Source organism: Hymenobacter metallilatus (assembly GCF_003944705.1).
Taxonomy (GTDB): domain Bacteria; phylum Bacteroidota; class Bacteroidia; order Cytophagales; family Hymenobacteraceae; genus Hymenobacter; species Hymenobacter metallilatus.
Genome location: NZ_RWIS01000001.1, coordinates 701,400 through 726,626, shown reverse-complemented (window position 1 = coordinate 726,626; position 25,227 = coordinate 701,400). Strand labels below are relative to the sequence as shown.

The 25,227-nt window shown below is 59.4% G+C and carries 20 protein-coding genes; 10 read left to right on the top strand and 10 right to left on the bottom strand.

Translation table 11 applies throughout. The features are described 5' to 3' along the window. Positions 1-2 precede the first annotated feature (2 nt). On the bottom strand, positions 3-599 hold the full coding sequence (locus tag EI290_RS02920) for an arylesterase (RefSeq protein ID WP_125426534.1): 597 nt from the start codon (positions 597-599) through the stop codon (positions 3-5). 200 nt (positions 600-799) lie between these two features. Between EI290_RS02920 and EI290_RS02915 the strand changes: the two genes are divergently transcribed. Together EI290_RS02915 and EI290_RS02910 are read left to right on the top strand one after the other, a co-directional pair. Beyond that, on the top strand, positions 800-1,111 hold the full coding sequence (locus EI290_RS02915; protein WP_125426532.1) for a thioredoxin family protein: 312 nt from the start codon (positions 800-802) through the stop codon (positions 1,109-1,111). Positions 1,112-1,123: 12 nt separating this feature from the next. Beyond that, a complete protein-coding gene (locus EI290_RS02910) occupies positions 1,124-1,366 on the top strand; it encodes a DUF6952 family protein (RefSeq protein ID WP_125426530.1) in 243 nt (80 codons plus the stop codon). An 87-nt stretch (positions 1,367-1,453) separates the two neighbouring features. Here the strand turns inward: EI290_RS02910 and EI290_RS02905 are convergent, their stop codons facing one another. After that, a complete protein-coding gene (locus EI290_RS02905) occupies positions 1,454-2,842 on the bottom strand; it encodes a hypothetical protein (protein ID WP_148103616.1) in 1,389 nt (462 codons plus the stop codon). 189 nt (positions 2,843-3,031) lie between these two features. On the opposite strand from EI290_RS02905, the gene EI290_RS02900 reads away from it, so the two are divergent. The 4 genes from EI290_RS02900 to EI290_RS02885 all read left to right on the top strand — a co-directional run bounded on the left by EI290_RS02900 (position 3,032) and on the right by EI290_RS02885 (position 9,089). Continuing rightward, positions 3,032-3,475 (top strand): ribosome-binding factor A, encoded by a 444-nt coding sequence (locus tag EI290_RS02900; protein WP_125426526.1) that lies wholly within the window; start codon positions 3,032-3,034, stop codon positions 3,473-3,475. A gap of 104 nt (positions 3,476-3,579) precedes the next feature. Continuing rightward, positions 3,580-4,389, top strand: a complete 810-nt coding sequence (locus EI290_RS02895; RefSeq protein WP_125426524.1) for a class I SAM-dependent methyltransferase — start codon at positions 3,580-3,582, stop codon at positions 4,387-4,389. A 96-nt stretch (positions 4,390-4,485) separates the two neighbouring features. After that, on the top strand, positions 4,486-5,715 hold the full coding sequence (locus EI290_RS02890) for an FtsX-like permease family protein (RefSeq protein ID WP_125426522.1): 1,230 nt from the start codon (positions 4,486-4,488) through the stop codon (positions 5,713-5,715). Between the two features lie 404 nt (positions 5,716-6,119). Further along, positions 6,120-9,089: a DEAD/DEAH box helicase gene (locus tag EI290_RS02885; protein WP_125426520.1), complete on the top strand. Its 2,970-nt coding sequence runs from the start codon at positions 6,120-6,122 to the stop codon at positions 9,087-9,089. Positions 9,090-9,109: 20 nt separating this feature from the next. On the opposite strand, the gene EI290_RS02880 is transcribed toward EI290_RS02885, so the two are convergent. Together EI290_RS02880 and EI290_RS02875 are read right to left on the bottom strand one after the other, a co-directional pair. Continuing rightward, positions 9,110-9,964, bottom strand: coding sequence for a hypothetical protein (locus EI290_RS02880; RefSeq protein WP_125426518.1), 855 nt, complete (start codon positions 9,962-9,964; stop codon positions 9,110-9,112). 45 nt (positions 9,965-10,009) lie between these two features. Further along, positions 10,010-10,192, bottom strand: coding sequence for a hypothetical protein (locus EI290_RS02875; RefSeq protein WP_125426516.1), 183 nt, complete (start codon positions 10,190-10,192; stop codon positions 10,010-10,012). 144 nt (positions 10,193-10,336) lie between these two features. On the opposite strand from EI290_RS02875, the gene EI290_RS02870 reads away from it, so the two are divergent. The 4 genes from EI290_RS02870 (at position 10,337) to EI290_RS02855 (ending at position 13,016) form a co-directional block, all read left to right on the top strand. Then, positions 10,337-10,543 carry a hypothetical protein gene (locus EI290_RS02870; protein WP_125426514.1) on the top strand — a complete coding sequence of 69 codons (207 nt, stop codon included), beginning with the start codon at positions 10,337-10,339 and terminating at the stop codon, positions 10,541-10,543. 52 nt (positions 10,544-10,595) lie between these two features. Further along, entirely contained in the window at positions 10,596-11,060 is a 465-nt protein-coding gene (locus EI290_RS02865; protein ID WP_125426512.1) for an SRPBCC family protein, read from the top strand. An 86-nt stretch (positions 11,061-11,146) separates the two neighbouring features. Continuing rightward, on the top strand, positions 11,147-11,671 hold the full coding sequence (locus EI290_RS22335) for a hypothetical protein (protein ID WP_185816821.1): 525 nt from the start codon (positions 11,147-11,149) through the stop codon (positions 11,669-11,671). 154 nt (positions 11,672-11,825) lie between these two features. Further along, positions 11,826-13,016, top strand: coding sequence for a class I SAM-dependent rRNA methyltransferase (locus tag EI290_RS02855; RefSeq protein ID WP_125426510.1), 1,191 nt, complete (start codon positions 11,826-11,828; stop codon positions 13,014-13,016). Between the two features lie 468 nt (positions 13,017-13,484). Here the strand turns inward: EI290_RS02855 and EI290_RS02850 are convergent, their stop codons facing one another. From EI290_RS02850 to EI290_RS02825, 6 genes are all read right to left on the bottom strand, one after another. Next, positions 13,485-14,360, bottom strand: a complete 876-nt coding sequence (locus EI290_RS02850) for a glycoside hydrolase family 16 protein (RefSeq protein WP_125426508.1) — start codon at positions 14,358-14,360, stop codon at positions 13,485-13,487. Between the two features lie 119 nt (positions 14,361-14,479). Next, entirely contained in the window at positions 14,480-15,739 is a 1,260-nt protein-coding gene (locus EI290_RS02845) for a PKD domain-containing protein (protein WP_185816820.1), read from the bottom strand. 92 nt (positions 15,740-15,831) lie between these two features. Then, entirely contained in the window at positions 15,832-17,319 is a 1,488-nt protein-coding gene (locus EI290_RS02840; RefSeq protein ID WP_125426504.1) for a RagB/SusD family nutrient uptake outer membrane protein, read from the bottom strand. Positions 17,320-17,405: 86 nt separating this feature from the next. Continuing rightward, entirely contained in the window at positions 17,406-20,537 is a 3,132-nt protein-coding gene (locus tag EI290_RS02835; RefSeq protein ID WP_185816819.1) for a SusC/RagA family TonB-linked outer membrane protein, read from the bottom strand. A 712-nt stretch (positions 20,538-21,249) separates the two neighbouring features. Further along, on the bottom strand, positions 21,250-23,253 hold the full coding sequence (locus EI290_RS02830) for a 7TM diverse intracellular signaling domain-containing protein (RefSeq protein WP_125426501.1): 2,004 nt from the start codon (positions 23,251-23,253) through the stop codon (positions 21,250-21,252). A gap of 36 nt (positions 23,254-23,289) precedes the next feature. After that, positions 23,290-25,164, bottom strand: coding sequence for a cellulase family glycosylhydrolase (locus tag EI290_RS02825; RefSeq protein ID WP_125426499.1), 1,875 nt, complete (start codon positions 25,162-25,164; stop codon positions 23,290-23,292). Positions 25,165-25,227: the final 63 nt, after the last annotated feature.

Genomic DNA, 25,227 nt, shown 5'->3' with positions numbered 1-25,227 from the left:
CTTTATGGCTGCCGCTCCAGTACCGGCCGCAGCACCTGCCATACGTTGGCGGCCAGCAGCTTCTGGCCCTCGGCGTTGGGGTGCACGCCATCGGGGAGGTTGAGGTGGCGCTGGCCCATCACGCCGTGCAGCAGAAAGGGCACAAAATCGACCTGGTTTTTCTCCGCCAGCTGCCGAAACAGGGCGTTGAACTCCTGGGCGTAATGGCCCAGCCGTCCGCCGCCCAACGTGGCCAGCGGCCCCAGATCAAAGGGAAACTCCAGGCCTACCAGCACGATGCGGGCTGCGGGGTGGGCGCGGCGCACGGCATCCAGGATAAACTGCAGGTTCTGAGTGGTTTCGCGAACCGGAATACCCCGCAGGCCGTCGTTGGCCCCCAACTCCAGCACAAACACGTCGAGTTGCTCGAAGCGAGGCAGCACGGTGCTGATGCGCTGCCGGCCCCCGGCCGTGGTTTCGCCGCTTACGCCGTAGTTGTAGGCTTTATAGGCCAGGCCGGCGGCATCGATTTTTTCCTGAATCCGGGCCGGAAACGCCTCGCTGGCCCGGAGCTGGTAGCCGGCCGTAAGCGAGTCGCCGAAGAAGAGAATGGTGCGCATAGTAAAGGCCCGAAAAGGGAAGGGCGAACAGGCTAAACGGTTTGCCAGGGCCAGAGTTCCGCTTCCCCGAAAGTGTACAGGGCCAAGGAGAAAAGTTAGCGGCGGCAAACTTTTTTGGCAGTTCCGGCCTTTACCTTTGCTGCCAGATGAGAATAATTCTTCTCTGCTACGCTTGATTTTTTTCACCAAATACCCCCCGAATGTCCGTTACGAAAGCCACCGACGCCGATTTTCAGCAGCTACTGCAAGACAATGAGAAAGTAGTGGTGAAATACTACGCCGATTGGTGCGGCAACTGCCGCCTGTTTTCGCCCAAGTTTAAGCGCCTGGCCGAGCAGAACGAAGGCATGACCTTCCTGGACGTAAACGCCGAAACCAGCCCCGAGGCCCGCAAGCTGGCCAGCGTAACCAACCTGCCCTTCTTCGCGGTATTCCGCAACGGGGAGCTGGTAGATACCGTGGCTGCCAGCAAGGAAGAGGCCGTAGCCAGCCTGATTTCGCGCCTGAACTAAGCCTGCCCCGCCATGAAAATGCCCGTAATCAAGCGCCTGGTGGAAACCCAGACGCTGGAAAACCTGGTAGCCGCCGAGCAGGCTCTGCTGGAAGAACAGCCCCTGGCCATTGAGGTTGAAGGCGAGGATGAGGGCGAACAGCTGACCCACGTGTTTGCGGCCATCTTCATCCTCAACCACATGCAGGACCACGGCACCGACTTCAAAACCGCCCTGCGCGAGTATACCGCCAAAGTGCGCGTAAGCATTAGCTAAATAGTGAGGTGGTGAACTGATGAGTTTGAGGTTCTGCCTGCGCCAGTTGCGCGGTTCAAACGTCAAACTCATCAGTTCACCACCTCACTATTTAAGCCGGTACACGCCGGGGGTGTTGGTGGGCTCGTAGCGGCTGAAAATAGCGGGCACTTTGTATTGCAGCTCCGGCATCAGCCCTTGCTGGTCGATGAGGTAGCGGGGCGGAGCCGCCTGGAAATTGTGGGCCACCCGAAATATGGCGTCATACTCATTCAGGTGTCCGAAGTCATGCTGAGCCAGCTGCCAGTCGAGGTAGGGAGTAGCCAGCTGATTGTGGGCGTAGGGCCGCATATCGGCGCCCAGCACCACTATTCGTTGGTCCTGCAAAAAGGCATAGCGAGGATCGGACTGGACGGCGTAGCGGCTTTCCAGCGGAATAGGTACCACGCTGTCCAGAAACAGAGCCGCCCGGTAGCGCACTACCAGCACAGCTCCCACCAGTACCAGCAGCAGCAGCTCGGGTACCCAGGCCCGGCGGGTTTTCTGCCACAGATACAGGCTGAAGTAGGTGAGCGGGGGCAGAATCAGTACCAGAGTACCCGGGGCATGGCTCTTGCCGGCCGCTGCCATGGCCCCGGCCACCAGCAGCCACACCAGCATAAGTTGCTGAAACTTCACCTGGAATACCAGGCTCGGCGGAATCAGGAAGCTGCGGCCAATGGCCAGCAGCAGCAGCGCTGCCGGCAGCGCCAGCAGCCGCAGCTGCACCCAGAGCGGCAGCCCATCGGCCCCGGCTACCAGCCCGCTGAGTGTGGGCCGCAGATGAAGCTGGGCAAACCCCGGCAACGAATCGGTGTAGAGGAAAAAGGTAGCCACTACCGCGTAGGGAAACAGAAAGCCGCATACCAGCAGCAGAAAGCTCCGGAAGGAGTTGGCCGCGAAAATGATAACGGCAAACAACCCCAGCAGCAGAAACAGGGCCAGCGGCAGGTAGCACAGGGCCGCCACCCCAATCAGAAATCCGGCCCGGAACAGGCGGCGGTTATCATAGCCTTCCCGGGAGGTTGGGAGCAGGGCACTGAACGCCGCAATCAGAAAAGAATGGCCCAGCAGCAGGGGTGAAAGAATATCCAGGTCGGTGGAAACGGAGCCCAGCAGCAGGTACACCAGCGCCCCTACATAGCCCCGCTCGGGGTGTACATCGGCCCGGTTGAGCACGAAGTTGAAGCGCAGGGCCTGAAAAGTGAACAGAGCCAGCGCCAGCAGGCGGTACAGCCATAGTGGGCGGCTGCCTACCAGCTCCGCAAGGCCCGCCAGTGCCGCGGTCAAGGGGGCCGTGCTGTCGTACACGTCGCGGTAGAGCAGGGCCCCGGCGTGTAGCCGCTCCCCAATCAGCAGGCTGCGCAGCTCCACGGGCATCAGCGGAATGCCCCACCACAGCAACGGCAGCCGCAGGGCCAGGAGCAGCACCAGCAGCACAAACAGGCGGGTGGGCAAAGAGCTTTTGAAGAATTGCAGCAAAGTGGAAAGCCAGTGAAGCGTGAGCTGAAAAACAAAGATAGGGGCCAGCGTGCCCCAGACCACGCCCGTCTACCCGGCAGCTATACCCACCCCCGGCCCGGATTCGGTACCCTCCTTTTTCTCAGTGCACTTAATGCTGCCTAAACGGTATCTTTGCCTCTTCTTATGGAAAGTAAACGACAACAAAAGGTGGCCAGCTTACTCCAGCAGGATCTGGCCGCCGTATTTCAGCGCGACCTGCCCCACCTCTTTCCCGGCTTACCGCCGGGCATCAGTCTGGTGCGCGTATCACCCGATCTGGGCGTGGCCCGCGTGTATCTGAGCGTACTGACGGTGGGAGGCAACGGGTCCAACGCTGCGCAGGAAGCCCTGGTAAAAGACAACGCCAAAGCCATCCGGCAGGCCCTGGCCAAGCGCGTGGGCAAGCAGCTGCGCATTGTGCCCGAGCTGGTATTTTTCCTCGACGACTCGGCCGCTTATGCTGCCCACATGGACAAGGTATTCGGCGACCTGCACATTCCCCCGGCTCCGGCCGAAGGCACCGATCCAACGGATAATGCTGCCTCCGCCCCCAAACGCCCCCGCCTCTTCGCCGACGACGAAGAATAGCCAACGGTGAAATTGTGAAAAGTGAAGTTGTGAAAAGGCAGCAAGCCCTTTCGCAGCAGCTTCATTCACAATTTCACCCTTCACAATTTCACCGTTACTCTCCCTTGTACTACGACCCGATTAAAAAGTCGCTCGGCGAAGTATTCAACCGTACGCCCTGGCTTCGTCGTCTGTTTTATCATCTGCTCGATTTACTGCTGCTGCGCACTTGGCATGTGCACCGGGAGCTGCGTCAGTGGTCGAAGGGCCGCACCGACAGCGCCTTAACCATTCTGGATGCCGGCTCCGGCTACGGGCAGTACACCTACTGGCTCTCGGGCCTGAGCCGCAAGTGGCAGATTCTGGCCGTGGATGTAAAGGATGAGCAGGTGGCCGATTCCAACCGCTTCTTCCGGCAGATCGGGCGTACCAATGCCCAGTTTGCCGTGCAGGACCTGGTGCTCTACCAGCAGCCTAACTCCTTCGATCTGGCCCTGTCGGTGGATGTGATGGAGCACATTCTGGAAGACGTAGAGGTATTCAAAAACATTCATGCCTCCCTCAAGGACGGCGGTATGCTGCTGATTTCTACCCCCTCCGACCAGGGCGGCTCCGATGTACACTCCGACGATGAGACCAGCTTTATTGAAGAGCACGTGCGCGACGGGTACAACATCCATGAGATTCAGCAGAAGCTGCGCACTGCCGGGTTTGAGCGCATTGAGGCCCGCTACAGCTACGGCGAGCCGGGCCAGATTTCCTGGCGTCTGAGCATGAAGTACCCCATTCTGCTGCTGGGCAAATCGAAGTTGTTTTTCCTGTTGCTACCCCTGTATTACCTGGTTACCTTCCCGTTCTGCCTTGTTCTGAACTGGTTCGATGCCAACACCACCCACGAATCGGGCACGGGCCTGATTGTGAAAGCCTGGAAATAGACCTTTTTCGCCCGCCGGCGTATCTTGCTCCTGATTATCCGGTTGCCTCTTCCTCACTCACCGCCCTTAAACTAGCCTCGCCGCCGCGCCCCGCACGTGAACGTACCTTTGCTCATTGCCCGGCGTTATTTTCTCTCGAAGAAGAAGCGCAACATTATCAGCATCATTTCCAACATTTCCATGGTAGGCGTGGCCGTGGGAACGATGGCGCTGATTATTGTGCTGTCGGTATTCAACGGGCTGGAGGATCTGGTACGCAGCCTCTATGGCAAATCCGACCCCGACCTGGTAATTACCGCCGTTAAAGGAAAGTCGTTTGAGCTGAGCGCCCCACTGCTGGTAAAGCTGCGCGCTACCCCCGGCGTAGGGCTGGTAACGGAGGTTATTGAGGATAACGCCCTGCTGCAGTACCGCGACCGGCAGATGGTGGTGAAGATGAAGGGCGTATCCGATAACTACCACCTGCAGAGCAACATCGACTCGGCTATTGTGGATGGCAGCCACCAGCTGCACCGCGACGGAATGGATTACGCCCTGGTAGGAGCCGGCGTGCAGCACGAGCTCAGCATCACCCTCGACAACCGGTTCTCGCCCATGCACCTGCTGTACCCGCGCAACACGGGCCGCAAAACGCTGTCGATGAATCCTGAAACGGCGTTCAACGAGCAGAATATTCTGGCCGGGGGCGTGTTCCTTATTGAGCAGCACATTGATGATAGTTACATTTTTGTGCCGCTGCAGTTTGCTCAGGACCTGCTGCGCTACGGCAACCGGCGCACGGCTCTGGAAGTGAAAGCCACGCCCGGCCGCGACATCAGCGACGTGAAAGACGCCCTGAAAAAGCAGCTGGGTGCCAACTTCAAAGTGCTCGACTCCGATGAGCAGCATGTGTCCTTGCTCAAAGCCATTAAAGTAGAGAAGATGTTTGTGTTCATCACTTTCGCCTTCATTCTGCTCATTGCCAGCATCAATATCTTCTTCTCCCTCTCCATGCTGGTGATTGACAAACGCAAGGACATTGCCGTGCTAATGGCTATGGGTGCCAGCACCCGTACTATTCGGAATGTGTTCCTGCTGGAGGGAGCTATTGTAGCGCAGGTGGGAGCCGTAACCGGGTTGGTGCTGGGAGTAGGCATCTGCTGGCTGCAGCAAACCTTCCATATTGTGAGCATGGGTATGGCTACCAGCGTGGTCGACTCCTACCCCGTGAAGATGCAGCTCTCGGATATTGTTCTGACGGGCATTGCCATTGTGGTCATTACCATTGCCGTATCCATCCGGCCTGCCCTGAACGCGGCCAGCCTCGACCTGCGCGAAAATCTGTAAGGTTCCAGTACATTAACTGAGCAGCACACCCCCAACGCATCCGTGCTGCTCCCCGCGGCACTGGCCGTCGGTATAGAGTTGGCGACTCGTCTGGATGGCATCAGCCTGAGGCAGCATAGCGTGCCCATGCGGCAGCCACCAGCCTGATTTTACTGCCAGAAACAAGAAACAACCGCCCTGTCTGCCTGTTTAGGCAGGTGAGGCGGTTGTTTCTTTGCTGGAAAGTATAACTCTGAAAAGATAAGTACGTTACCTTCGTAGACTGCAAAGGGTATTCCGACTATGAAATACAGGATATTGATCTGTATAATGTAATTATTCTTGGATTAAATTTTACTTTTTGGGATAAAATATAGTATTTGGCAATTGATATTAATTTCAACGCTGCACTTTAGTTACCGACCATGAAGGTCTCTACTTCACAGCCATTTCAAATTGTTTATTCCTTACTCGAGCACGAGTATCTGGGCTATCTATTCGAGTCCTATGTGGTACAGCGTAACCAGCGGGGCCAGCTTACGCTTCAGCACCAAACGGTATCGGCCAAAAACGCCCCGGAGTTTGCTGATGGCTTGGATGAAGTTGATTTTGAGCTGATTGCCCTTACCGACCAGATTCAGCAGGATGCCGTTATCAAGGAGTTCTGGCCGAAAAAAACTACCCCCGCCGACTTCTTCCTGAAGATTTACGACGCCGATAAGGGCGATAAGAACCTGCAGGAGGCCATTTGCCAGTACGTGCAAGACCGTATGGGGCAGATTCTGGAGCGGCTGCAGGGCAAGTGCGTGTTTATTATGGGCAAAGACGGGGAGCCCACCTGGCGTGAAATCAGCGTAACGCCGGAGCCGGCCTCGGTGCTATTCCACTTCCGGCGTAACGAGGAGAGTACCCACTATTTCCCCACCATCCAATACCAGGGGCAAAAGCTCGATTTTCAGTATAAAAATGCGGTAATCATCTGTGAGCAGCCTGCCTGGATGCTACTGGGCGACCTGCTGTACAACTTCCGCAACGACGTGGACGGCAAAAAAATCAAGCCGTTCCTGAACAAGAAGTTCATTGTAATTCCCCGGCAGGTAGAGGACAGTTACTTCCAGCGCTTCGTGGCGCCCCTGGTGGAGTCGTTCGATGTGCACGCCCGGGGCTTCGATATTCGCTCGGAGCGGTATGTGGCCCGGCCCCAGCTCACGTTTTCGGATGCGCCCCGCGCCACGGTGGTAACCACTGCTCCGGCCGCCCGGGCTGCGGTGGCCCGCCGCAGTAGTGCGCACAGTGGGGCGGTGGCAACGGCCGAGGCTCCCTCTGATCATATCCACTTCGACCTGAGTTTCCGCTACGGCGACCATACCGTGCACACCACCCACGATAAGCGGGTGTGCGTGAAGCTGGAAAAACAGGCAGATACTTACATCTTCCACCGCCTGATCCGCAACCTCGACCGGGAGCAGGAAATTATTGCCGAACTGGCCGACCGGGCTCTGGAAGTGCGTAATGGCCGGGCCGTGCTGGAAAAAGCTACTGCCTTCCGCTGGCTGCACCACCACGCCGATGAGCTGGTACGCCTGGGCTTTACCGTGCAGCAAGGGGCCAACTCGGGCAAAGACTACTTTATCGGGGCCGTAACGGTGCAGGTGGGCATTACGGAAACCAGCGACTGGTTTGATGTGCACGGTACGGTGCGGTTCGGGGAGTTCGAAATTCCTTTTATCAAGCTCCGCTCGTACATTCTCAACAAGCGCCACGAGTTCCGGCTGCCCAACGGGCAGATTGCCATTATTCCGGAGGAGTGGTTTACGCAGTATCTGGAGCTGTTTGCCTTCTCGGAGGAGCACAACCATACCCTCACCCTGCGCAAGCACCATCTGGCCCTGGTATCGGACCTGCAGAACGGCAACCTGGCCACCGTGGTGATGTCGCGGAAACTGGAAAAGCTGCGCGAGTTTGAGACCGTGGAAGACCGGCCCATGCCTGCTTCGTTCCGGGGTGAGCTGCGGCCCTACCAAAAGGCGGGCTACAACTGGCTACACTTTGTGCAGGAATACCAGTTTGGCGGCTGCCTGGCCGACGATATGGGCTTGGGCAAGAGCGTGCAGACGCTGGCCATGCTGCTGCACCGCAAAGAAACCGGCGCGGCCAAAGGGGCCGCCTCGTTGCTGGTAATGCCTACCTCGCTGGTGTACAACTGGATGGCGGAGTCCTTCAAATTTACGCCCACGCTACGCCTGCTCATCTATACCGGCACCTACCGGGACAAAAACGTGGCGCAGTTTGCCGACTACGACGTGGTGCTGACCAGCTACGGCATTGTGCGCCTGGATACGGAGCTGCTCAAAACCTACAAGTTCGACTACGTAATTCTGGACGAGTCGCAGGCCATCAAGAACCCCGGCTCCACTACCTCACAGGCAGTGCGCCAGCTGCACTCCCGCCACCGCCTGATTCTGACGGGTACGCCGGTGGAAAACAGCACCATGGACCTTTGGTCGCAGATGTCGTTCATCAACCCGGGACTGCTGGGCACTCAGGCATTTTTCCGCAAGGAGTTCCTTAAGCCCATTGAGAAGGGCAAGGACGAGGGCAAAACCCGCCGCCTGCACGCTCTCATCAAGCCGTTCATTCTGCGTCGGCACAAGGCCCAGGTGGCCAAGGAGCTACCCGAGAAGATTGAGAACCTCAGCTACTGCCCCATGACGGAGGAGCAGCAGCATTGTTACGAGGAAACCAAGAGCTTCTACCGCAACAAGATTCTGCAGAGCCTGGAGGAGCATGGCACGGCCAGCACCCAGTTTATGCTGCTGCAGGGCCTCACCAAGCTCCGCCAGATTGCCAACCATCCCCGCATGGCCCACGAGGACTATGCCCACGAGTCGGGTAAGCTGCGGGAGGTGATACGCATGGTAAAGAGCGTGGTATCGGAGGGGCACAAGGTGCTGGTGTTCAGCCAGTTTGTGAAACACCTGGATATTGTGCGGGCGGCTCTGGATGAGCGGCAGATTACCTATGCCTACCTCGACGGCAACACCCGGGACCGGCACCTGGAGGTGGCCCGCTTCCAGGAAACCGAGGAGCTGCGGGTGTTTCTCATCAGCCTGAAAGCGGGCGGTGTGGGCCTCAACCTCACCGCCGCCGACTACGTGTTTATTCTGGACCCCTGGTGGAACCCCGCCGTGGAGGCCCAGGCCGTGGACCGGGCCCACCGCATTGGGCAGCAGCGGACGGTATTCACCTACAAATTTATTACCCGCGGCACTGTGGAGGAGAAAATCCTGGCCCTGCAAAACAAGAAAATCCAGCTCGTCACCGACCTCATCACCACCGACGAGGCTATTATCAAAAGCCTCACGCGGGAGGATATTGAGGAGCTGCTGGGGTAACGTGGCAGCATCCGGCTGGATCAGTACCGTTCGTATTCGTAAGAAGTATTGCGGGTTACTTCCTGCCCGTATGCCCGGCCGCTGTAGGTTTCCGTGGTGTGGGCAATTAAACCAGTCTGATAAGTGTAAGTGCACGCATAGGTCCAGGTTGGATCTGATGAAGTGCGGCGCGTGAGCTGCCCGGCTGCGTTGTACGTGAGTTGATACGTATGACCTTCAAACCCGATATGCGTTTCACGGGTAAGTAGATGGTCGGCGTTGTATTCGCCTTGCCACTCATCCGTCGTATTGCCACATACAAGCACTCCGGGCTCGACGCCAAATTTGATCTGAATGAGCTGCCCCTGCGGATTGTAAAAATACCGCTCGGTGCCACTGCCATCCGTTACGGAGCATAATAAACCGTCTAGATAATACGTGAGGCGGTAATTACCAGCTGTTTTGAGCCGGCCCCGGTTTGTGTAGCGGTACGCATAGCGCCGAATAACACGATTCTGCAAGCTGTCAGCCACTGATGATACGGCTAGTAGTTTGCCATCAGCAGCGTATTTGCAAACAAAAAACTGGCTGTATCCACTGCCAGGCTGATGTAGCCGCTGATGCCAGTTGCGGCGGTAAGTGGTGTGTCCCTGCTCATCAAATTGCTCAATGCTCCACTCAGTATAATCTTCACCAACCGTTTTCTTGCGAATAGTTTTGATGTGCCGCCGCCTGATATCGGCCATACTCATCGAGCCAAGTAACAGACGTTGACCGATAAATAAATCATCCGGCACTTGAGCATAATCAACAGATTCACTAGTAGCTACTGTATGTGTAGGTGAACTTTTGTCCGTGAAAAGTAGCAGTAATGGAATGAGGAAATTAGTGAACATAGCCGAAAATTAAGCAGGGTGGTAAGTATAGTCGGCAGACTACATTTACTGATGCTCATATTCCGCAAATTGCACACATAATGCCGCCACCCGTTCCATATCTTCCGAGGTGTGCAGAGCCGGGTTGTGGGCCATGCCCAGGTAGCCGGTGCCACTACAAAACGGGTAGGTTTGGCCCGCGTGATGAAGCTGGCGGCCGGGGAGGGTGTCAAATGTTAGCAGAGTCATAGGGGCAGCCGGGCGGGTTCCTCACGCTTACGAAAGCAACGTCCGATTTAATGGTGGAGCGCCATCCTTGCATATTTACTGGACCGCACCTTAGCGGCGAAGCTACCTCACCACCACAATTCTAGTAAAATCACGGCATCTGGCATGGGACTATTCAGCGCTTCACAACCCGTACGGGTAGAAATAAAAGGCAATCCGCTACACTGTGTTATCTGCCAGCACCAGAGTTTTCACCGCCGCGAGGTGCAAATAAACAAGCTGAGCCTGCTGACGCCCGATTGGGCTGACCCCGTAGCCATCTGCTACGAGTGCGACAACTGCGGCTACCTGCACTGGTTTATGCCCAAGTAGCGGGCCGCAGCTCCGGCAAAACCCTGGGCCGCCGGTGGGGGTTTAGTTGGGTATGCACCTCTACCTCCGTACGCACGTTGCCGCCCCGCCTGCCCAGGTGTGGCAGGGCTTTACCCGGGAGCTGTTTCTGGCCCTGGCTCCGCCGTTTCCGCCATTCCGGCTCCTGCGCTTCGACGGTTGCCACCGCGGCGACGAGGTGCACATTGAGCTAGGCGCCGGCCCGTTGCGCTACCGCTGGATTTCCCTTATCACCGACCACGGCACTACGCCCGATGGTACCTACTACTTCGTGGATGAGGGCCGGCAATTACCGCCGCCTTTGCGCCATTGGCGGCATCGGCACCTGCTGCAGCCCGCCCCCGGGGGTGGTACTTACATTGTGGAGGACCTGGAATATACGGCCGGCTCGGGGTTGCTTGATAGGCTGCTGTGGCCGGCCATGTGGGCGCAGTTTGCCTGGCGGCGGCCTATCTACCGGCGCTGGTTTGGGCGGCCGGGCCAGCTGCTGCTACCCTGAAACCACTGAGCAGGCAGCGCGGAGGCGGCCACCTGCGTATAGCACCCCGGCAAGCCGTGTATCTTGCCCCCACATTGGTTTTGCCCATGCCCGTTTCTGCTCCCCTGATGCGCCGCTTGTGGCGGTTTTTGTTGCCTGTGGTTACAATTGGGCTGCTGGCCGCCAGCTGCCGCAGTAGCCAGTCGGCCTATCAGTTTCGACCTGCTACAGATATAACGCCCCGCCACCTGGTTGCTACTGATTCTGCTGCTCGTTTGGGGGGTGTTGCTGTTGAAAAACCGATGCCAGCGCAGGTAAAGCGGCGGGCTTCTGGCAAAGCAAACCACACCAGTCGTCGCCTGGTAAGGCCGCTACGGCGGGCAGTGGCGCTGGTGGGCACCAAAGGGGTGGTAGGGCCCGGCAAACCAGCCGCCCAGGCGGTGCGCCGTACGGCCGGGCCCCGGCAGCCAACGGAGGTTGGGCTGGGTACCACGGTGTTAGGTGTGCTGGGGCTGGTGGTGCTGCCGGTTTCGCTGCTGGGGTTGTTGATCTGGGGTGGGCCAGTGTGGGCCATTCTGGCGGGCCTGGCAGCCCTGGCAGTGCTGGTGGCTTACCTCGACCCATTTCAGTAAGGAAATGCGCTGATTGCCTCTGGTGTGGGCATCATACGGCAGCGCCTTGGCGTTCTGCCACCAACGGGTTGGCTTAACCACAAAATCCAGAGCATCCGGCTGATTCGAGAAATCCGTGGTCTACCTTTGCGGTCTACTTCATCAGCCCGTTGCTATGTCACTTGCCGCCGTTACCCTCAAACCTGGGAAAGACCAGTCCCTACGCCGCCTGCATCCTTGGGTGTTTTCCGGGGCCATTGGCCGTATGCAGGGCGAGGTAGTAGAGGGAGAGGTGGTGCAGGTGTTTGCTCACAACGGCGAGCTGCTGGGGGTAGGACATTATGCCCCCGGCTCCATTGCCGTGCGCATGCTCAGCTTCGGTCCCGAAGCCCAGCAGCCCGACGCCGCGTTCTGGCAAGCCCGGATCCGCAATGCCTACCAGCTGCGGCAGGGGCTGGGCCTTACCGGCACCGGCACTACCAACGTGTACCGCCTCACCCATGCTGAGGGCGACGGTCTGCCCGGGCTCATCATTGATGTATACGGTGATACGGCCGTGGTGCAGGCCCATAGCGCAGGCATGTACAAAGCCCGCCCCCTCATTGCCGAGGCGCTGCAAACGGTAATTCCGGGGCTGCGCGCCATCTACGATAAGAGTGCGGAAACCGTGCCGGCCAAAGCAGCGCCCGGCGCCCAGAACGGTTACCTGTTTGGCCAAAGCAGTGGGCAGGAGCACGTGGTGCAGGAAAACGGTCATCCCTTTGCGGTAGACTGGGAAACCGGTCAGAAAACAGGCTTTTTCATCGACCAGCGCGACAACCGCAGCCTGCTGGCCCGTTACGCGCCGGGCCGCCGGGTGCTTAATACCTTCTGCTATACCGGCGGATTCAGCTCCTATGCCCTGCAGGCCGGGGCCGAGCTGGTGCATTCGGTGGATAGCTCAAAGCGGGCTATTGAGCTCACGGAGCGTAACGCTGCCCTTACCGGTCTGGCCAGTAAGCACGCTGCCTATGCCGAGGATGTATTCAGTTTCATGAAAAACAGCCAGGAGCAGTACGACCTCATCGTGCTGGATCCGCCGGCTTTTGCCAAGCACCTTTCGGCCCGCCACAACGCCCTGATGGGCTATAAGCGTCTCAACGCGGCCGGCATCCGGCAGATTGCGCCCGGGGGGCTGCTCTTTACCTTTAGCTGCTCCCAAGTAGTATCGGCGGAGCTGTTTGAGGGGGCCGTGCTGGCTGCTGCCATTGAAGCCGGCCGGCCCGCCCGCATTCTGCACCGCCTCACCCAACCCGCCGACCATCCCGTGAGCCTCTTCCACCCCGAAGGTGAGTACCTGAAGGGGCTGGTGCTGGCAGTGGAGTAGGGCGGCTGTTATGGTGAATAGCGCAAAGGCTATTTCCTGCCGCAGAGCAATTTGCCCGCGGAACAGCTGTCCGCCCCTTTTCCGGGAACTTCGGCCTCCTTTTACAGTGAAATCAGATAACCGCCGGATGGAGTTCTACCTGGATAAGGCCATTCGGCGGCTGCCGCCACCGCGCTGGGCCATGAACTACGGCCCCACCCAAAAAAAACCGAAGCCGGCCCACCCCCCTAACTGGTGAACCGGCTCCGGTATGCGCCCGCCCGGCGCTGGTAGCCAGGTGGGAATTCGTAAAAAGAGCAACCGGTAATGTGCTTACAGGCCGGAGGCTCCGCTAAATTTCCGGGGGTGGCAGTACTCAGAAAACCACAACTGAGGCCTGCCATCCGCCCGGGCCAGTGCCCCGGTGGGCAGATGCCACGCTTCTGCTTGGTATAGTCCCACCCCCCGCACAGAAGCAATGGCGCTGGCTTATTTGTATTGGTAATACCGCACGTAGTCTACCTGCATCTGCTGGGGAAAGGTGGTAGAGCCATCGGGGTTGCCATCGAAGTTGCCGCCCACGGCTACGTTCAGGATAACGAAGAACGGGTTGTTGAAAGGGAAGGGGCTGGCATCACTACCCGTAAACTGATAGTAAGGCTGCGTTTCCCCATCCACGTAGAAGCGCAGCAGGTCTTTGCTCCGAACCACGGAGTAGGTATGATAGTCGGCAGATAGATCCACTGCCATGGCTTTCGTGGTGCCTTTGTAGCGGTGGTCGGCGGTGCTGTTGCCGAAGTGCATGGTGCTCAGAAACTCCCGGGGCTGGCTGCCGCGCAACTCCATAATGTCAATTTCGCCGCACTTAGGCCAGTTGTTCTGGTCGATGTCGGCCCCCAGCATCCAGATGGCCGGCCACACGCCCTTGCCCTTGGGCAGCTTGGCCCGCACATCAATGCGGCCATACTGAAAGCTTTGCTTGCCTTTCGTGATAAGGCGGCCCGAGGTGTAGGCATTGTTGCCGGTTTGCTTGGCCTGAATGACGAGGTTGCCCCCGCTCATGTACACATTGTCGTTGGCGTTGGTGTAGGTCTGCAACTCATTGTTACCCCAGCCGCCGGCCCCCAGCTCATAGGTCCACTTGGTCTGGTCGAGGGCACCCGTCGAAAACTCGTCGCTCCAGATCAGCTCCGTATACTGGTTGTAGTCGCGCGCCTCCTCGTTTACTACCGGGGTAGTGGGCGTAGGCGTAGGTTGCGGAATGTTCTTGGTTTTGGTTTCGGTGCAGGCAAGCAGGCCGAGAGTCACGGCCAGCCCCGCAGTAAGGAAAGCGGCGCTGGGCCGGAACAGAAAGGAATTTTTCATGGGTGGAGTTACAAGAGAAGGGCTGCGACACAACAAAAACCGGCCCTCCGGCACCGCCAAAGCCGGCCAGCGCGGGTGCGCTGGCCGGCCAAATGGGCACGCGAGGGGAGTGGCTATGATTACTTCACAACCATCTTAATGGTGAAGACCGTTCCGCCGTTCTGGCCGCTACCGGCCCGCAGCACCATCTTCTGGTTATCGATACTCAGAATGCGGTACACCCGCTCGGTGGGCGAGGCATCGGTGGCGGCAATAAAGGCCCCGGCCCGGGTGAGCGTAAACTGCGCCAGGCCCGTACCCGAGGCTGGCCCGAACACGTAGGGCGAGGTGCCCGACAGCGGCGCTGAGCAGGTGTAGCCTGCTGCTGCCGAGAAGGTTTCGGCCTTGGCGTCGTAGGTGAAAACGTTGGCCGTGGTGAAGGTGTAGTCATCATCCGTCTGGCAGGCCGGGAGGGTGCCAGCGGCCGCCCCGGCAAAGTACGCCAGTGGGTTGGCTTCGGTGCCAACGGTAATAGGAGCGTCGGCGGCGTTATCGAGCTTCCAGGTGCGCGAGGAGCCGCCCGTGAGCAGCAGCTTGATGGGGGCCGTGGCATCGTAGGGGGCCAGCGTGAGTACCGTGCGGGTACCGTCGGGGTTGGTGCCGCGCAGCTTCAGCCGGGTATCGGTAGCCTCCAGAATGTCGTAGGTTTTGTTCACCACCGAGTCGGGCGTGCCGATGAAAGCGCCTTTACCTTTCAGCACAATCTGGGGGTTGCCGCTGCTGTTGGGCCGGAATACGAAGCCGCCGCTGTTGGTGAGCGAGGTGCCGCAGCTGCCGTTTTTGTAGGTCTGGCCGGCGCTTTCGTAGTTCAGGCTATAGCTCTTGGTGAAGGCAAACTGGTCGTCGAGCTGACAGGCGGGCAAGGTAGTGGAGGTAGACAGCACTGCTCCGGTTGCCGACTCGCGCACAATGGCGCCTGGGGCATTGGAGAAGGCCCACACCCGGGTGCCGCTGCCGGCGCAGTCGACCAGCTTGCTGAAGGCCGCGTTGCCGCAGGCATCCGGAATAACAATAGTTTGCTTGGAGGAGATGCCCGTACCACCCCGGCCGGCCGTAATCAGCTCCACCTGGTAGGAGCCCGGCTGCGCGTACGTGTGCGTTACGGTGGTGCCGGTGCCCAGGGAGTTGTCGCCGAAGTTCCACTGGTTGATGAAGCCGTCGGTGCTGGTGCTGGTGAAGGTTACCACCGTCGGGAACTCCACCGTATTGGCTTGGAATGTAAACGAAGACTGCGGCACGCCGCCTTCCAGCGTGTAGTCGTCGCCTTCCTTCTGGCAGGAAGCCAGCAGTAGCGGGGCGGCCAGCAGGCCCAGGGCTGCTATGCGTACTATATTTTTCATGGGAATATCTGGTGGGAATGATGAATGATGGGAGAGTGGGGTGAGGTGATGAAACATGACGGTTCACGTCAATGCCTCATCACCTCATCACCCTAGTACCCCGTGTTCTGGCTCAGGCCCCGGTTTACGTCGCGCTCCGACTGAGGCACGGGCAGCACCACGTTAAAGGGCTTCACGCCTTTGGCAATGAGCTGGGGCGAGGTGAGCAGCTCACCGGTGCGCTTCATATCAAACCACCGGTCGTTTTCGAAGGCCAGCTCGTATTTCCGCTCCCGCCACACGGCCCGCTTAAACGCATCGGCGCTGATGCCGGCCGCAATTTCGTGGGCACCGGGCGTGTTGATGGGCTCCCCGAAGGCGCGGCGGCGCACTTTGTTGATGGCCTCCAGGCCCGAGGCCGTGGGGCCTTCCGCTTCGGCCTGAATCAGGTACATCTCGGCCAGGCGCAGCACCGGAATGTTCAGCTCTGAGTCCCAGATGTTGGTGTTCACCTTACCCACAAACCACTTTTTGCAGCCGTAGCCGTTGGGCGAGCCGGGCAGGGAGTTGGGCTGCACGCGGCCATCGGGGTACTTGTCGCCGGGCTTCCAGATGGTCACGTCGCGGCGCCGGTCGCCGGTTTCGTAGCCGGCCACGAAGTCGGCCTCCGGAATGTTGAAGCCGTAGCCGCCCTGGGGCACAATGCCCTGGCCGCGGGGCCCGAAAAACTCGTTGCCCACGAAACCCAGCCCATCAAAGGTGTACTGGTTGCGGCCGGCCACGTACTGCACCTCAAACAACGACTCCTTGCCGTTCTCGTTGCCCACCGTGAAGTTGTCGCCGTAGTTGTCCCAGAGGCTTTTGCCGCTGCCGGCAATTACCTCCTTGGCCCGGGTGGCGGCCCCGGTCATATTGCCCTGGGTCAGGTACACCTTGGCCAGCAGGGCCGTGGCCGACCACTTGGTGGCCCGCCCGATGTCGTCGCCGCTGTAGGAGGCCGGCAGGTTGCCGATGGCATCGGTCAGGTCCTGCACAATCTGGGTGTACACCTGGGCGGCCGGGGTGCGCTGCACGTTCACATCCTCCAGGGTTACGGGCGGCTTGGTCAGCAGCGGCACGTCGCCGTAGGCCCGCACCAGATCGAAGTAGTACTTAGCCCGCAGAAACTGAGCCTCGCCGATGCAGCGCTTCTGAATGGCGGCATCAATGCTCATGGCCGGTACCTTCTGGAGCACAATGTTGGCCCGCCCGATGCCGATAAAGCAGCCCCCCCACAAGCGGCTGACAATGGGGTTGGTGGTGGGGATGTTGAAGAAATCGAGCTGCTGCTGCTCAATTCCGTCGCCGCCGCCGCCGCCACCGGTAGTCGAAATGTCCGAGCCAATGTCGCCGATGCCCCACAGGGCGTAGTTATACTGGCCGCCTTTGCCCAACTCGCTGTAAATAGCGTTGGTGGCCTGAATGGCGTCGGTGGTGGTTTTATAGAAGTTGGCGTCCGTTACCTGGTCCGTGGGCTCTTCCGAGAGGAATTCCTTCCCGCAGCCGGTCAGCAGGCCCAGCGTAAGTAGGGTGGCGCTGGTATATTTTGTGATGAAGCTCATCGTCAGAAACTGTTAGGGAATTTTGGTGGTAGCCTGGTGGCCGGAGCAGTGCTTGATGTACCTGCCCCGGCCCCCTGGCCTAAGCGCTAGAAACCGATGTTGAGGCCTGCCAGGAACACCCGCGCCTGCGGATAGATACCCAGGTCCACGCCCCGGGAGCCCACTTCGGGGTCGAAGCCGGTGTACTTGGTCAGGGTCAGCAGGTTCTGGGCCGTTACGTACAGCCGCACCTGCTTGGCCGCAATGCGGCTCATCACGGAAGTAGGCAGCGAGTAGCCCAGCGTGAGGGTTTTGATGCGCAGGTAGGAGCCGTCCTCCAGGAAGTAGCTGCTTACCCGCAGGTTGGTGTTCGGGTCACCGGCAATGGCCCGGGGCACATCGTTGCTGGTGCCGGGGCCCGTCCAGCGGCCCAGTACCCGCTTGCTGCCGCTGCTGTTGCCATACAGCGCGCTTTCCAGAATGTAGCGGTTCTGGTTGTAAATGTCGTTGCCCTGAGAGCCCTGAATAAACATATTCAGATCGAAGCCCCCGAACGTAAGCGTGTTGTTGATGCCGTAGGTAAAATCGGGGTTGGGGTTGCCAATGAACGTACGGTCCGAGGCGTTAATCACGCCGTCGTTGTTCAGGTCCTTGAAGCGAAGGTCGCCGGGGGCGGCCCCGTTCTGGGTGGCGTGGTTTTTCACATCCTCCGGCGTCTGGAACAGGCCATCGGCCACATAGCCGTAGAACGAGCCGAAGGGCTGGCCTTTATCGTAGCGCACAATTACGCCGCTCAGCGCCCCCAGGCCGTCGTAGGGCTGCCCTACTCCCAACGACTCCAGCTTGGTTTTGAAGGTGGAGAAGTTCAGGGTAGTGGTCCAGTTCAGGGCTCCGCCGCTGCCCTGCACGTTATGGGAGGTGAAGGAGAAGTCGAGGCCCCGGTTGTAGGCGTTGGCGGCGTTGCGGTTTACGCTCTCATACGTGCCCGACACCAACGACACCGGTACCGGCGCAATCAGGTTGGGCGAGGTCCGGTCGTACACATCCACGGTAGCCTCGAAGCGGTTGTCCAGGAAGCCCAGGTCCACCCCAATGTTGGTTTGGTTGTTGGTTTCCCAGCGCAGGTCGGGGTTGGCCAGGCGGGTAGGTGCGGCCCCGGTCTGGATGGTGCCGTTCGGCCCGAAGGGGTAGGAAATCTGGGAGTTAATGGCGTAGAGGTAGGCAAAGCGGCCGGCGTTGTTGGGGTTACCCACTTTGCCGTAACCCGCGCGCAGCTTCAGGTTGCTGATGACGCTGTTGCCTTTCAGGAAATCTTCCTCCGAAATGCGCCAGCCCGCCGATACGCCCGGGAAGAAACCAAACTGGTCGCCCGGAATGAAGGCTCCCGAGCCGTCGTAGCGGGCAATGGCCTGGAACAGATACTTACCGGCAAACTCATAGTTAAAGCGGGCAAAGTAGCTGGCCAGATGGGCAGTGGGGTTGATGATGCCCGCGTTGGCCAGGGAGGTATTCAGCGGTCCGGTGTTGATAACCTGCAGGTCGTTGCGCAGGTAGCCGGTGCGGTAAGCCTCCACGTTGCTGTAGTTGAACCACTGCGCCGACTGCCCCACCAGCACCGTTACCTGATGCTTATCGGCAAACAGGTGGTCGTAGGTGGCGGTGTTTTCTACCAGGTAGCTGGGCGCGTACGAGGAGGTAGCCGAGGCCCCGGCCAGGTTGTAGCGGGTGCTATACACCTCCGAGCCCACCCGCAGCTCCGGCACCGTGGGCCGGAACGAGTTGAAGTTGTCGAAGATGAAGTCGGCCCCGATGTTGGTGCGCAGGCGCAGGCCCTTCACCGGCTCTAACTCAGCGAAAATGGTGGTAAGGGCGCGGTTCCGGACAAACTTCTGGTTGTTAAGCGTCGCGGCCGCAATGGGGTTTTCCTCAATGAAGTTGTCCTGGGCGCCGCGGGGTTCATAGTAAAAACCGTCGGGGCGGTATACCGGAATAATGGCCGGAATACGCAGCGTCTGCTGCACGGTGCCGTATTCCCCGCTGTTGCTGGTAATCTGGCGGTCTTCCAGGTGAGTGAGCGAAATGCTGTTGCCCAGCTTCAGCACCTTATTCACCTGCACGTCGCCGTTGGCCCGCAGCGTAAACCGCTCAAAGTTGGAGCCTACAATGGTGCCATCCTGCTGGAAGTAGCTGCCCGATACGGCAAAGCGGGCCTTATCGGAGCCGCCCGTAGCCGAGAGGGAGTAGTTCTGAATGGCGGCGCGGCGGAATACCTCGTCCTGCCAGTCGGTGCCTTCGCCCAGGGCCTGGGGGTTGCGCAGCCGGTCCACCACAATGGGCTGGCCGGCGGCAATGCGGTTCTCGTTGTTGATAACGGCGTACTCCTCGGCGTTCAGCAGCGGCAGCTTGCGCCACACTTGCTGCACCCCGCGGTAGGCATCAAGGTTGATGGTTGAAACCCCGGCCTTGCCCCGCTTGGTGGTGATGATGACTACCCCGTTGGCTGCCCGCACCCCGTAAATAGCCGTGGCCGAGGCGTCCTTCAGAATATCAATGGTTTCGATGTCGTTGGGGCTGATGGCATTCAGCTGGTTCTCACCGCCTTCGGGCAAGGGGAAGCCATCCACTACATACAGCGGGTTGTTGTTGCCGGCCGAGGTGATGCCCCGCACCCGAATGGAGGTGCCGGCCGCCCCGCCCGGGGCTCCGCCGTTGGAGGTTACCGTAACGCCGGCCGCCCGGCCCTGCAGGGCCTGGGTAGCATCGGCTACGGGCTGGGAGGCAATTTCCCGCGCCGACACCGACGATACGGCCCCCGTTACGCTGCCGCGCTCTTGGGTACCGTAGCCTACCACCACCACTTCACTCAGTGCCCGGGTATCCTCGGTGAGCGTAATGGCCAGGTTGCTGGTGGCACCAGTTACCGGAATTTCGCGGCGGGCAAACCCTACGTAGCTGATAATCAGCGTAGAGTTTTCGGGTACGTTCAGAGTAAAGCTCCCGTCGGAGTTGGTGGTAGTGCCCAGGCTGGTGCCCTTCACAATAATGGTTACGCCAGGCAGCGGGTCGCCGTTTTCCTGGGTAACCCGGCCCGATACCGGCACGTCGGCCAGCACGGCCAAGCGGGTAGCCGCGGCCGGGGAGCTGACGGGAGCAGCCGCCACTGTAGGCAGCGCCGGCAACCCGAGTGCCGCCAGCCACATTGCCCGGCGGAGTGCCTGAGTGTAGAGGTGTTGGTTCATTGATGTGTGGGAATTGAGGGAAGGTAAAGCAGGTAAAAAACCGGAGGGTACTATTGCCCAGCCTTGGGGTGGCCGGGCGGTCGGGGTGTTAGCAAACAGAAGCGCCCATGTAATAAGGCTGGGCAAGCAAACCAAACGGGGGGAGGTAGCTGCACAAAACAGAGGCAGGAGGTAACCCCATTCGGGAGCGTGAAACAGGCTGCGGATAGGAATGACTAAACCGCGCCAACCTGCCAGCTGCATGCACAGAGTTGACGGCAGGGGAATAAAACGCCCAAATATATCGGGGCTTGTTTCGGAAAAGCAATAGAAAAAACCGCCTGATTTAGCCAGAAAGGCGGTTTTCGAGGTTACTTCACAAGTGGTTTATACACTTACCGCACACGCAAAAAACAATACTTACGCCCTCAAAACTCTGCAATGGGCATTCCTTCGGAAGTAGGGCACCACGTAAAAAACAATCAAAAAAACACCTGTTAAGGACAAGTTTTTCTACACATATTTCTCACTAAGTGTGCACTTACCTACTGAAATAGTATGGAAGGCGAACATGCCGGATTTTTTTACTGCACACGTCGGTCCGGCCGGCTGGATACATGGGCAGGTAAGAGCCGGCGAATCCGGGCGCCTGCAAAAAAAGCGTCAACTCAGAGCAACAGCAAAAGCTGCTGCTCTGAGTTAACGCCCGGTGTAATTGTGGCTCGTTAAGGAGCTATTCCTGTACCATGGTTTCAGTGGCCACACTTTCTTCCGGCTCCGTGCTGGTAGCATCCAGCAGCACGTGGGTCCAGCCTTCGTTTTCGTCGAAGTCGGGGGCGTGGCGGCGGCGGCGCATGGCTTCCAGCACCTTCTGGCTGAAGCTCCAGCAGGTGCCCTGGCGCAGGTCGAGCAGGCGGGAAAGCTCCTGGGAGGAGTAGTTGCCCTTGTGGGTGTAAATCAGAAAAACGGCGTAGAAAGCCTTGATAATGGAGAACTTACACTTTTGCAGTAGTGTGTAGGCGGTGGCTGACTCTACGTAGCGGCACTTGGTGCAGCGCCGGGAGTGGGGCTCCCGCCCGTCGCAGTATTTCTCGTGCCCGCATTTGCGGCACTGGTAGCCCTCGGCCCATTTCAGGTTGGCCAGGTAGGACAGGCAAGCATCCTTGTCGGGGTAAATCTGGCTGAACTCGCCAAAGTCCACTTCCTTGGAGAGCACACGGGCCGTCTTCACTTCCTGCAGGTCGCGCTGTAGCTCCGTGTTCAGCTTCTCAATGGCCGCCGACTGCAGGGCCAGCAAGCCGTTGGCCTGGAGCAGCTCCCGGTTCTGGGCCGCAATGGTGTCGCTCTGCTGGCGCAACTCGTCGGTGCGCTGGGCTACCAGGCCTTCCAGCTCGGTGTTCAGCTGGTCCTTGAGCTCCTGGTTGCGCTGAAGCTGGTCGACCAGCTGGCCCTGCACCAAATGTTTCTTGCGCAACTGCTTCACCAGCTTGTCCTGGGCCCGGATGGTGGCATCCTTAATGGCTTTGATTTTCTCACCCAGGGCATAGGACAGCACCACCACCTCAATCACAAAGGCCACGTTCATGCTATACACCGTGGCCGTATTGGTGAAGGTGCTGATGCCCAGCTTGCGCAAAATCAGAAACCCGACGCTGATGGCCACCAGGGCGTGGGCCAGCAGGAAAAAGCGGGCCGTGCGCTGGCCACGCTGCCATACCCGCACCGCCGCGTAGTAAATGAGGCCGTAGGGCAGCAGGTAAAACCAAAACCCCCAGCCCGAGTGCAGCCAAACCGCATCAATCACCAAACCAACTACACTCATAAACACGATGCCACGCACCCACCGGTCAAAGTGCGGCAGGCGCTGGGGCATATCCAGAAACTGGCGGGCGTAGTAGCTGAACGTGAGCAGCAACAGAATGGGGGAGCCAGCCACAATAAGCTCATTCAGGGCTGGGTACTCCGGCCACAGGTACTGAAAGCCCAGCCCATCCTCCGACAGAAACACGAGGCTGCAGCTGAGCACGTACAGCACGTAACGCAGGTAGGTTTGCTCCCCGATAAAGAGGTAGAGGCAGAGGTTATACACTACCATAATGAGCAACACACCATAAAATCCGCCCAGCAGGCCATACTCCGTCTGGAAGTGGATGGCCAAAGGCTGCTCGGTGCGCAGGCGGCTCAGAAAGGTGGTTTTGGAGCTGGAAACCAGCCGCAGGTAGTAGGTCTGGGTTTGGTCTGCCTGCAGCGGCAGCCGGAACAGGAAGTTCTTGTACGGAAACTTGCGCGTGAGCAGAGGCAGGTCGGAGCCGGTGATGGTAGGGGCCGCCCCATCGGCCGGAAAGAAGGCCACGCTGTTCAGGTGGGAGTCGAACATTTCCAAGTACCAGTGCTGGCTGAGCTGGCCCTCCGCCCGGATAACAAGCCGCAGCCAATAGGCCGCGCCGGGGTGCTCCATAGTAGTGGTGGGCAACCGGTTACCGGCCTGGAACTGCCGGTAGCGGGCCGGCTGCCGCACGTCGTCGAGGGTGAGCCGGCCGGTAGGGTCCTCCAGTACGCTATAGAAGGCGGGGTCGACAAACAACTCTTCCAGCGCGGGGTTCACCCGCAGGGTATCGGCAGGGCCCGCACTGGTGGGCTGGCTGCATACTAGGGTCAGAAACAGAAAGCTACTTAGCGTCAGGAAAGAAAACCAGGCAGCCCGACGCGCTGGGAGGTGGGAATTTACGAGCTTCATGGTGACTTCAAGGTACGAAAACCTGGCAGTGTTTAATTACTCACCCGGCCCGGCCACCGAATTTACCGGGGCAAACCGCAGCCAACCCAACTGATTTACCGGCGCCTCCACCCGCAGCCGCAGGGTATGTTGGCCCGCCGGCAGGGCGGCCGTAGTGAGGGCAACGGTAGTCCAGTCGGAGCCGGGAGGCACAACGGCGGTACCCATGCTGGTCGGACCCATTTGCAGACTAAGTCGCCCGGTTTCGGTACCAGGCTGCACGCGCAGCTCAACCCGGTAAACGCCGGGTGTTGCTACTGTAACGGTGTAGGTAAGCCACTCACCGGCCGTCAGTTGTTGCACGGCAAAGCCATTGGGCATGTCGGGGCAGCGGGCAATGTCCACGCCGTCGTTGCGGTAAGCCCCGCCCTGGTTGTGGGGAGTGTAGTCCCGGTAGTCGGTGCGGGCCGAAAAGTCGTCGTGGTAGGCTACCCCGTCGCGGCCCAGGTCGTAGTCGGTGGCAGCAATGGTGCCAGGGATGGTAAGCGGGGTGAAGGGCTGACGGGCCGCAGGTTGGGTGAGGGCTGCCACTACGTCGCGGTTTATCTGGCAGCGGGCAAACTGAGCATTGCGCAGCAAGGTTGTCCGGCCTTCCGGGGTGAGCAGGCTACCGTACGGAGCTATCCGCAGCAGGCCCGCCCCCGAATCGACGCGCTTGATGTTCCAGTGGCCCCAGCCAATGCCCCGCTCATTGAGGCCCTGCACGGCGGCGGCAAACCACTCGTTGGAGTTTTCGCCGGTTTCGCCTACCCACACCGGCACCTGCCACGTGTCGCGGAAGGCCGTGAGGTTGCTCAGCAGGTTAATCTGATTGGGGTTGGGGTCGGAAGCTTCCGCCGTGTTGGGGCACCAGTAGCGGTGGGCATTGTAGGCCAGGTTGGCCGTGCTCTTCACCCTCAGCTTATCGGGTGTGAGGTTGGTGTACTCGTTGCCGTAGCCGTTGCCTTCCAGCAGAATCAGGTGTTGGTCGTTCTGAGCCCGTACAGCATCAATCAGCCGGGAGTACAGGGTATTGAGCTCCTGATTATCAGCCGACAGGCCATTGGCTGCGTTCAGATTATGGGGCTCGTTGATGAGGTCGTACAGGGCAATGGCCGGCTCGTTGCGGTACTGCCTGGCCAGCATTTCCCAGAGGCGTACGGTTATGTCCTGGTACAACAGGCGGCCCTGGGCATCGTGGCGTTTCCACAAGTCCAGGGGCCGGAAGTTGTCGTTGATGTTCCGGTCGGTGCCCTGGCCGCCGGGGGCCGCGTGTAGGTCCAGCACCACGTACAGGTTGTTGGCGGCGCACCATTTCACCACCTCATTAATGTAGCGGATGCCTTCCAGCCTGCGGGGCTGGGCAAACAGCTGGCCGGTATCGTACCACTGGCTGAGCTGCTGCACGTAAGCCGTCAGCTTGGATTCGTTGTGCGGGTCCCGGATAACTTCGGTGCGGGCGTGGCGCTGCGCCGGGGTCAGGAACAGGTCGTAGTGCAGGGGCAGGCGGACACAATTAAAGCCCTGCCGGGCCAGAAAATCAATATCCGCTTTGGTAATGAACTGCTGCCGGTACTGGCGGTAGAATTTCTCCATCTCAGCCTCCGACATGGTACGCAGCAGGCCCTGCTTGATGCGCCACTGGCTGTTGAGTGTGTCGGTGCCGAGGATGTAGCTTTCCTGCAGCAGCCAGCCGCCCACGTTGTAGCCCCGCAATACCACCTCCTGGCCGCTGGCATTCACAATTTTGGGGCCGGCCGCGTGCAGAGGGCTGAGCCGCTGGCCGCTGGCCGGACTGGCCGTTGCCAGCAGGCCGCCAAGCAGTAGCCCTATACACCCCAGATAAACAGACGCCTTGCGTTGGCCCGGTACCGGCCTGTTTCGGCAAATCATAGCAGTTCGTATTAAAAGGAAAAGAGAGCAGGTGGGTGGGGAGGGAGAAAAAAACAGGGCGGA

Coding starts and splice junctions, on each gene's coding strand:
- EI290_RS02880 (WP_125426518.1), bottom strand. CDS start 9,964: ATGTTCACTAATTTCCTCATTCCATTACTGCTACTTTTCACGGACAAA.
- EI290_RS02910 (WP_125426530.1), top strand. CDS start 1,124: ATGAAAATGCCCGTAATCAAGCGCCTGGTGGAAACCCAGACGCTGGAA.
- EI290_RS02835 (WP_185816819.1), bottom strand. CDS start 20,537: ATGAACCAACACCTCTACACTCAGGCACTCCGCCGGGCAATGTGGCTG.
- EI290_RS02885 (WP_125426520.1), top strand. CDS start 6,120: ATGAAGGTCTCTACTTCACAGCCATTTCAAATTGTTTATTCCTTACTC.
- EI290_RS02870 (WP_125426514.1), top strand. CDS start 10,337: ATGGGACTATTCAGCGCTTCACAACCCGTACGGGTAGAAATAAAAGGC.
- EI290_RS02920 (WP_125426534.1), bottom strand. CDS start 599: ATGCGCACCATTCTCTTCTTCGGCGACTCGCTTACGGCCGGCTACCAG.
- EI290_RS02865 (WP_125426512.1), top strand. CDS start 10,596: ATGCACCTCTACCTCCGTACGCACGTTGCCGCCCCGCCTGCCCAGGTG.
- EI290_RS02855 (WP_125426510.1), top strand. CDS start 11,826: ATGTCACTTGCCGCCGTTACCCTCAAACCTGGGAAAGACCAGTCCCTA.
- EI290_RS02845 (WP_185816820.1), bottom strand. CDS start 15,739: ATGAAAAATATAGTACGCATAGCAGCCCTGGGCCTGCTGGCCGCCCCG.
- EI290_RS02850 (WP_125426508.1), bottom strand. CDS start 14,360: ATGAAAAATTCCTTTCTGTTCCGGCCCAGCGCCGCTTTCCTTACTGCG.
- EI290_RS02900 (WP_125426526.1), top strand. CDS start 3,032: ATGGAAAGTAAACGACAACAAAAGGTGGCCAGCTTACTCCAGCAGGAT.
- EI290_RS02875 (WP_125426516.1), bottom strand. CDS start 10,192: ATGACTCTGCTAACATTTGACACCCTCCCCGGCCGCCAGCTTCATCAC.
- EI290_RS02830 (WP_125426501.1), bottom strand. CDS start 23,253: ATGAAGCTCGTAAATTCCCACCTCCCAGCGCGTCGGGCTGCCTGGTTT.
- EI290_RS02825 (WP_125426499.1), bottom strand. CDS start 25,164: ATGATTTGCCGAAACAGGCCGGTACCGGGCCAACGCAAGGCGTCTGTT.
- EI290_RS02840 (WP_125426504.1), bottom strand. CDS start 17,319: ATGAGCTTCATCACAAAATATACCAGCGCCACCCTACTTACGCTGGGC.
- EI290_RS02915 (WP_125426532.1), top strand. CDS start 800: ATGTCCGTTACGAAAGCCACCGACGCCGATTTTCAGCAGCTACTGCAA.
- EI290_RS22335 (WP_185816821.1), top strand. CDS start 11,147: ATGCCCGTTTCTGCTCCCCTGATGCGCCGCTTGTGGCGGTTTTTGTTG.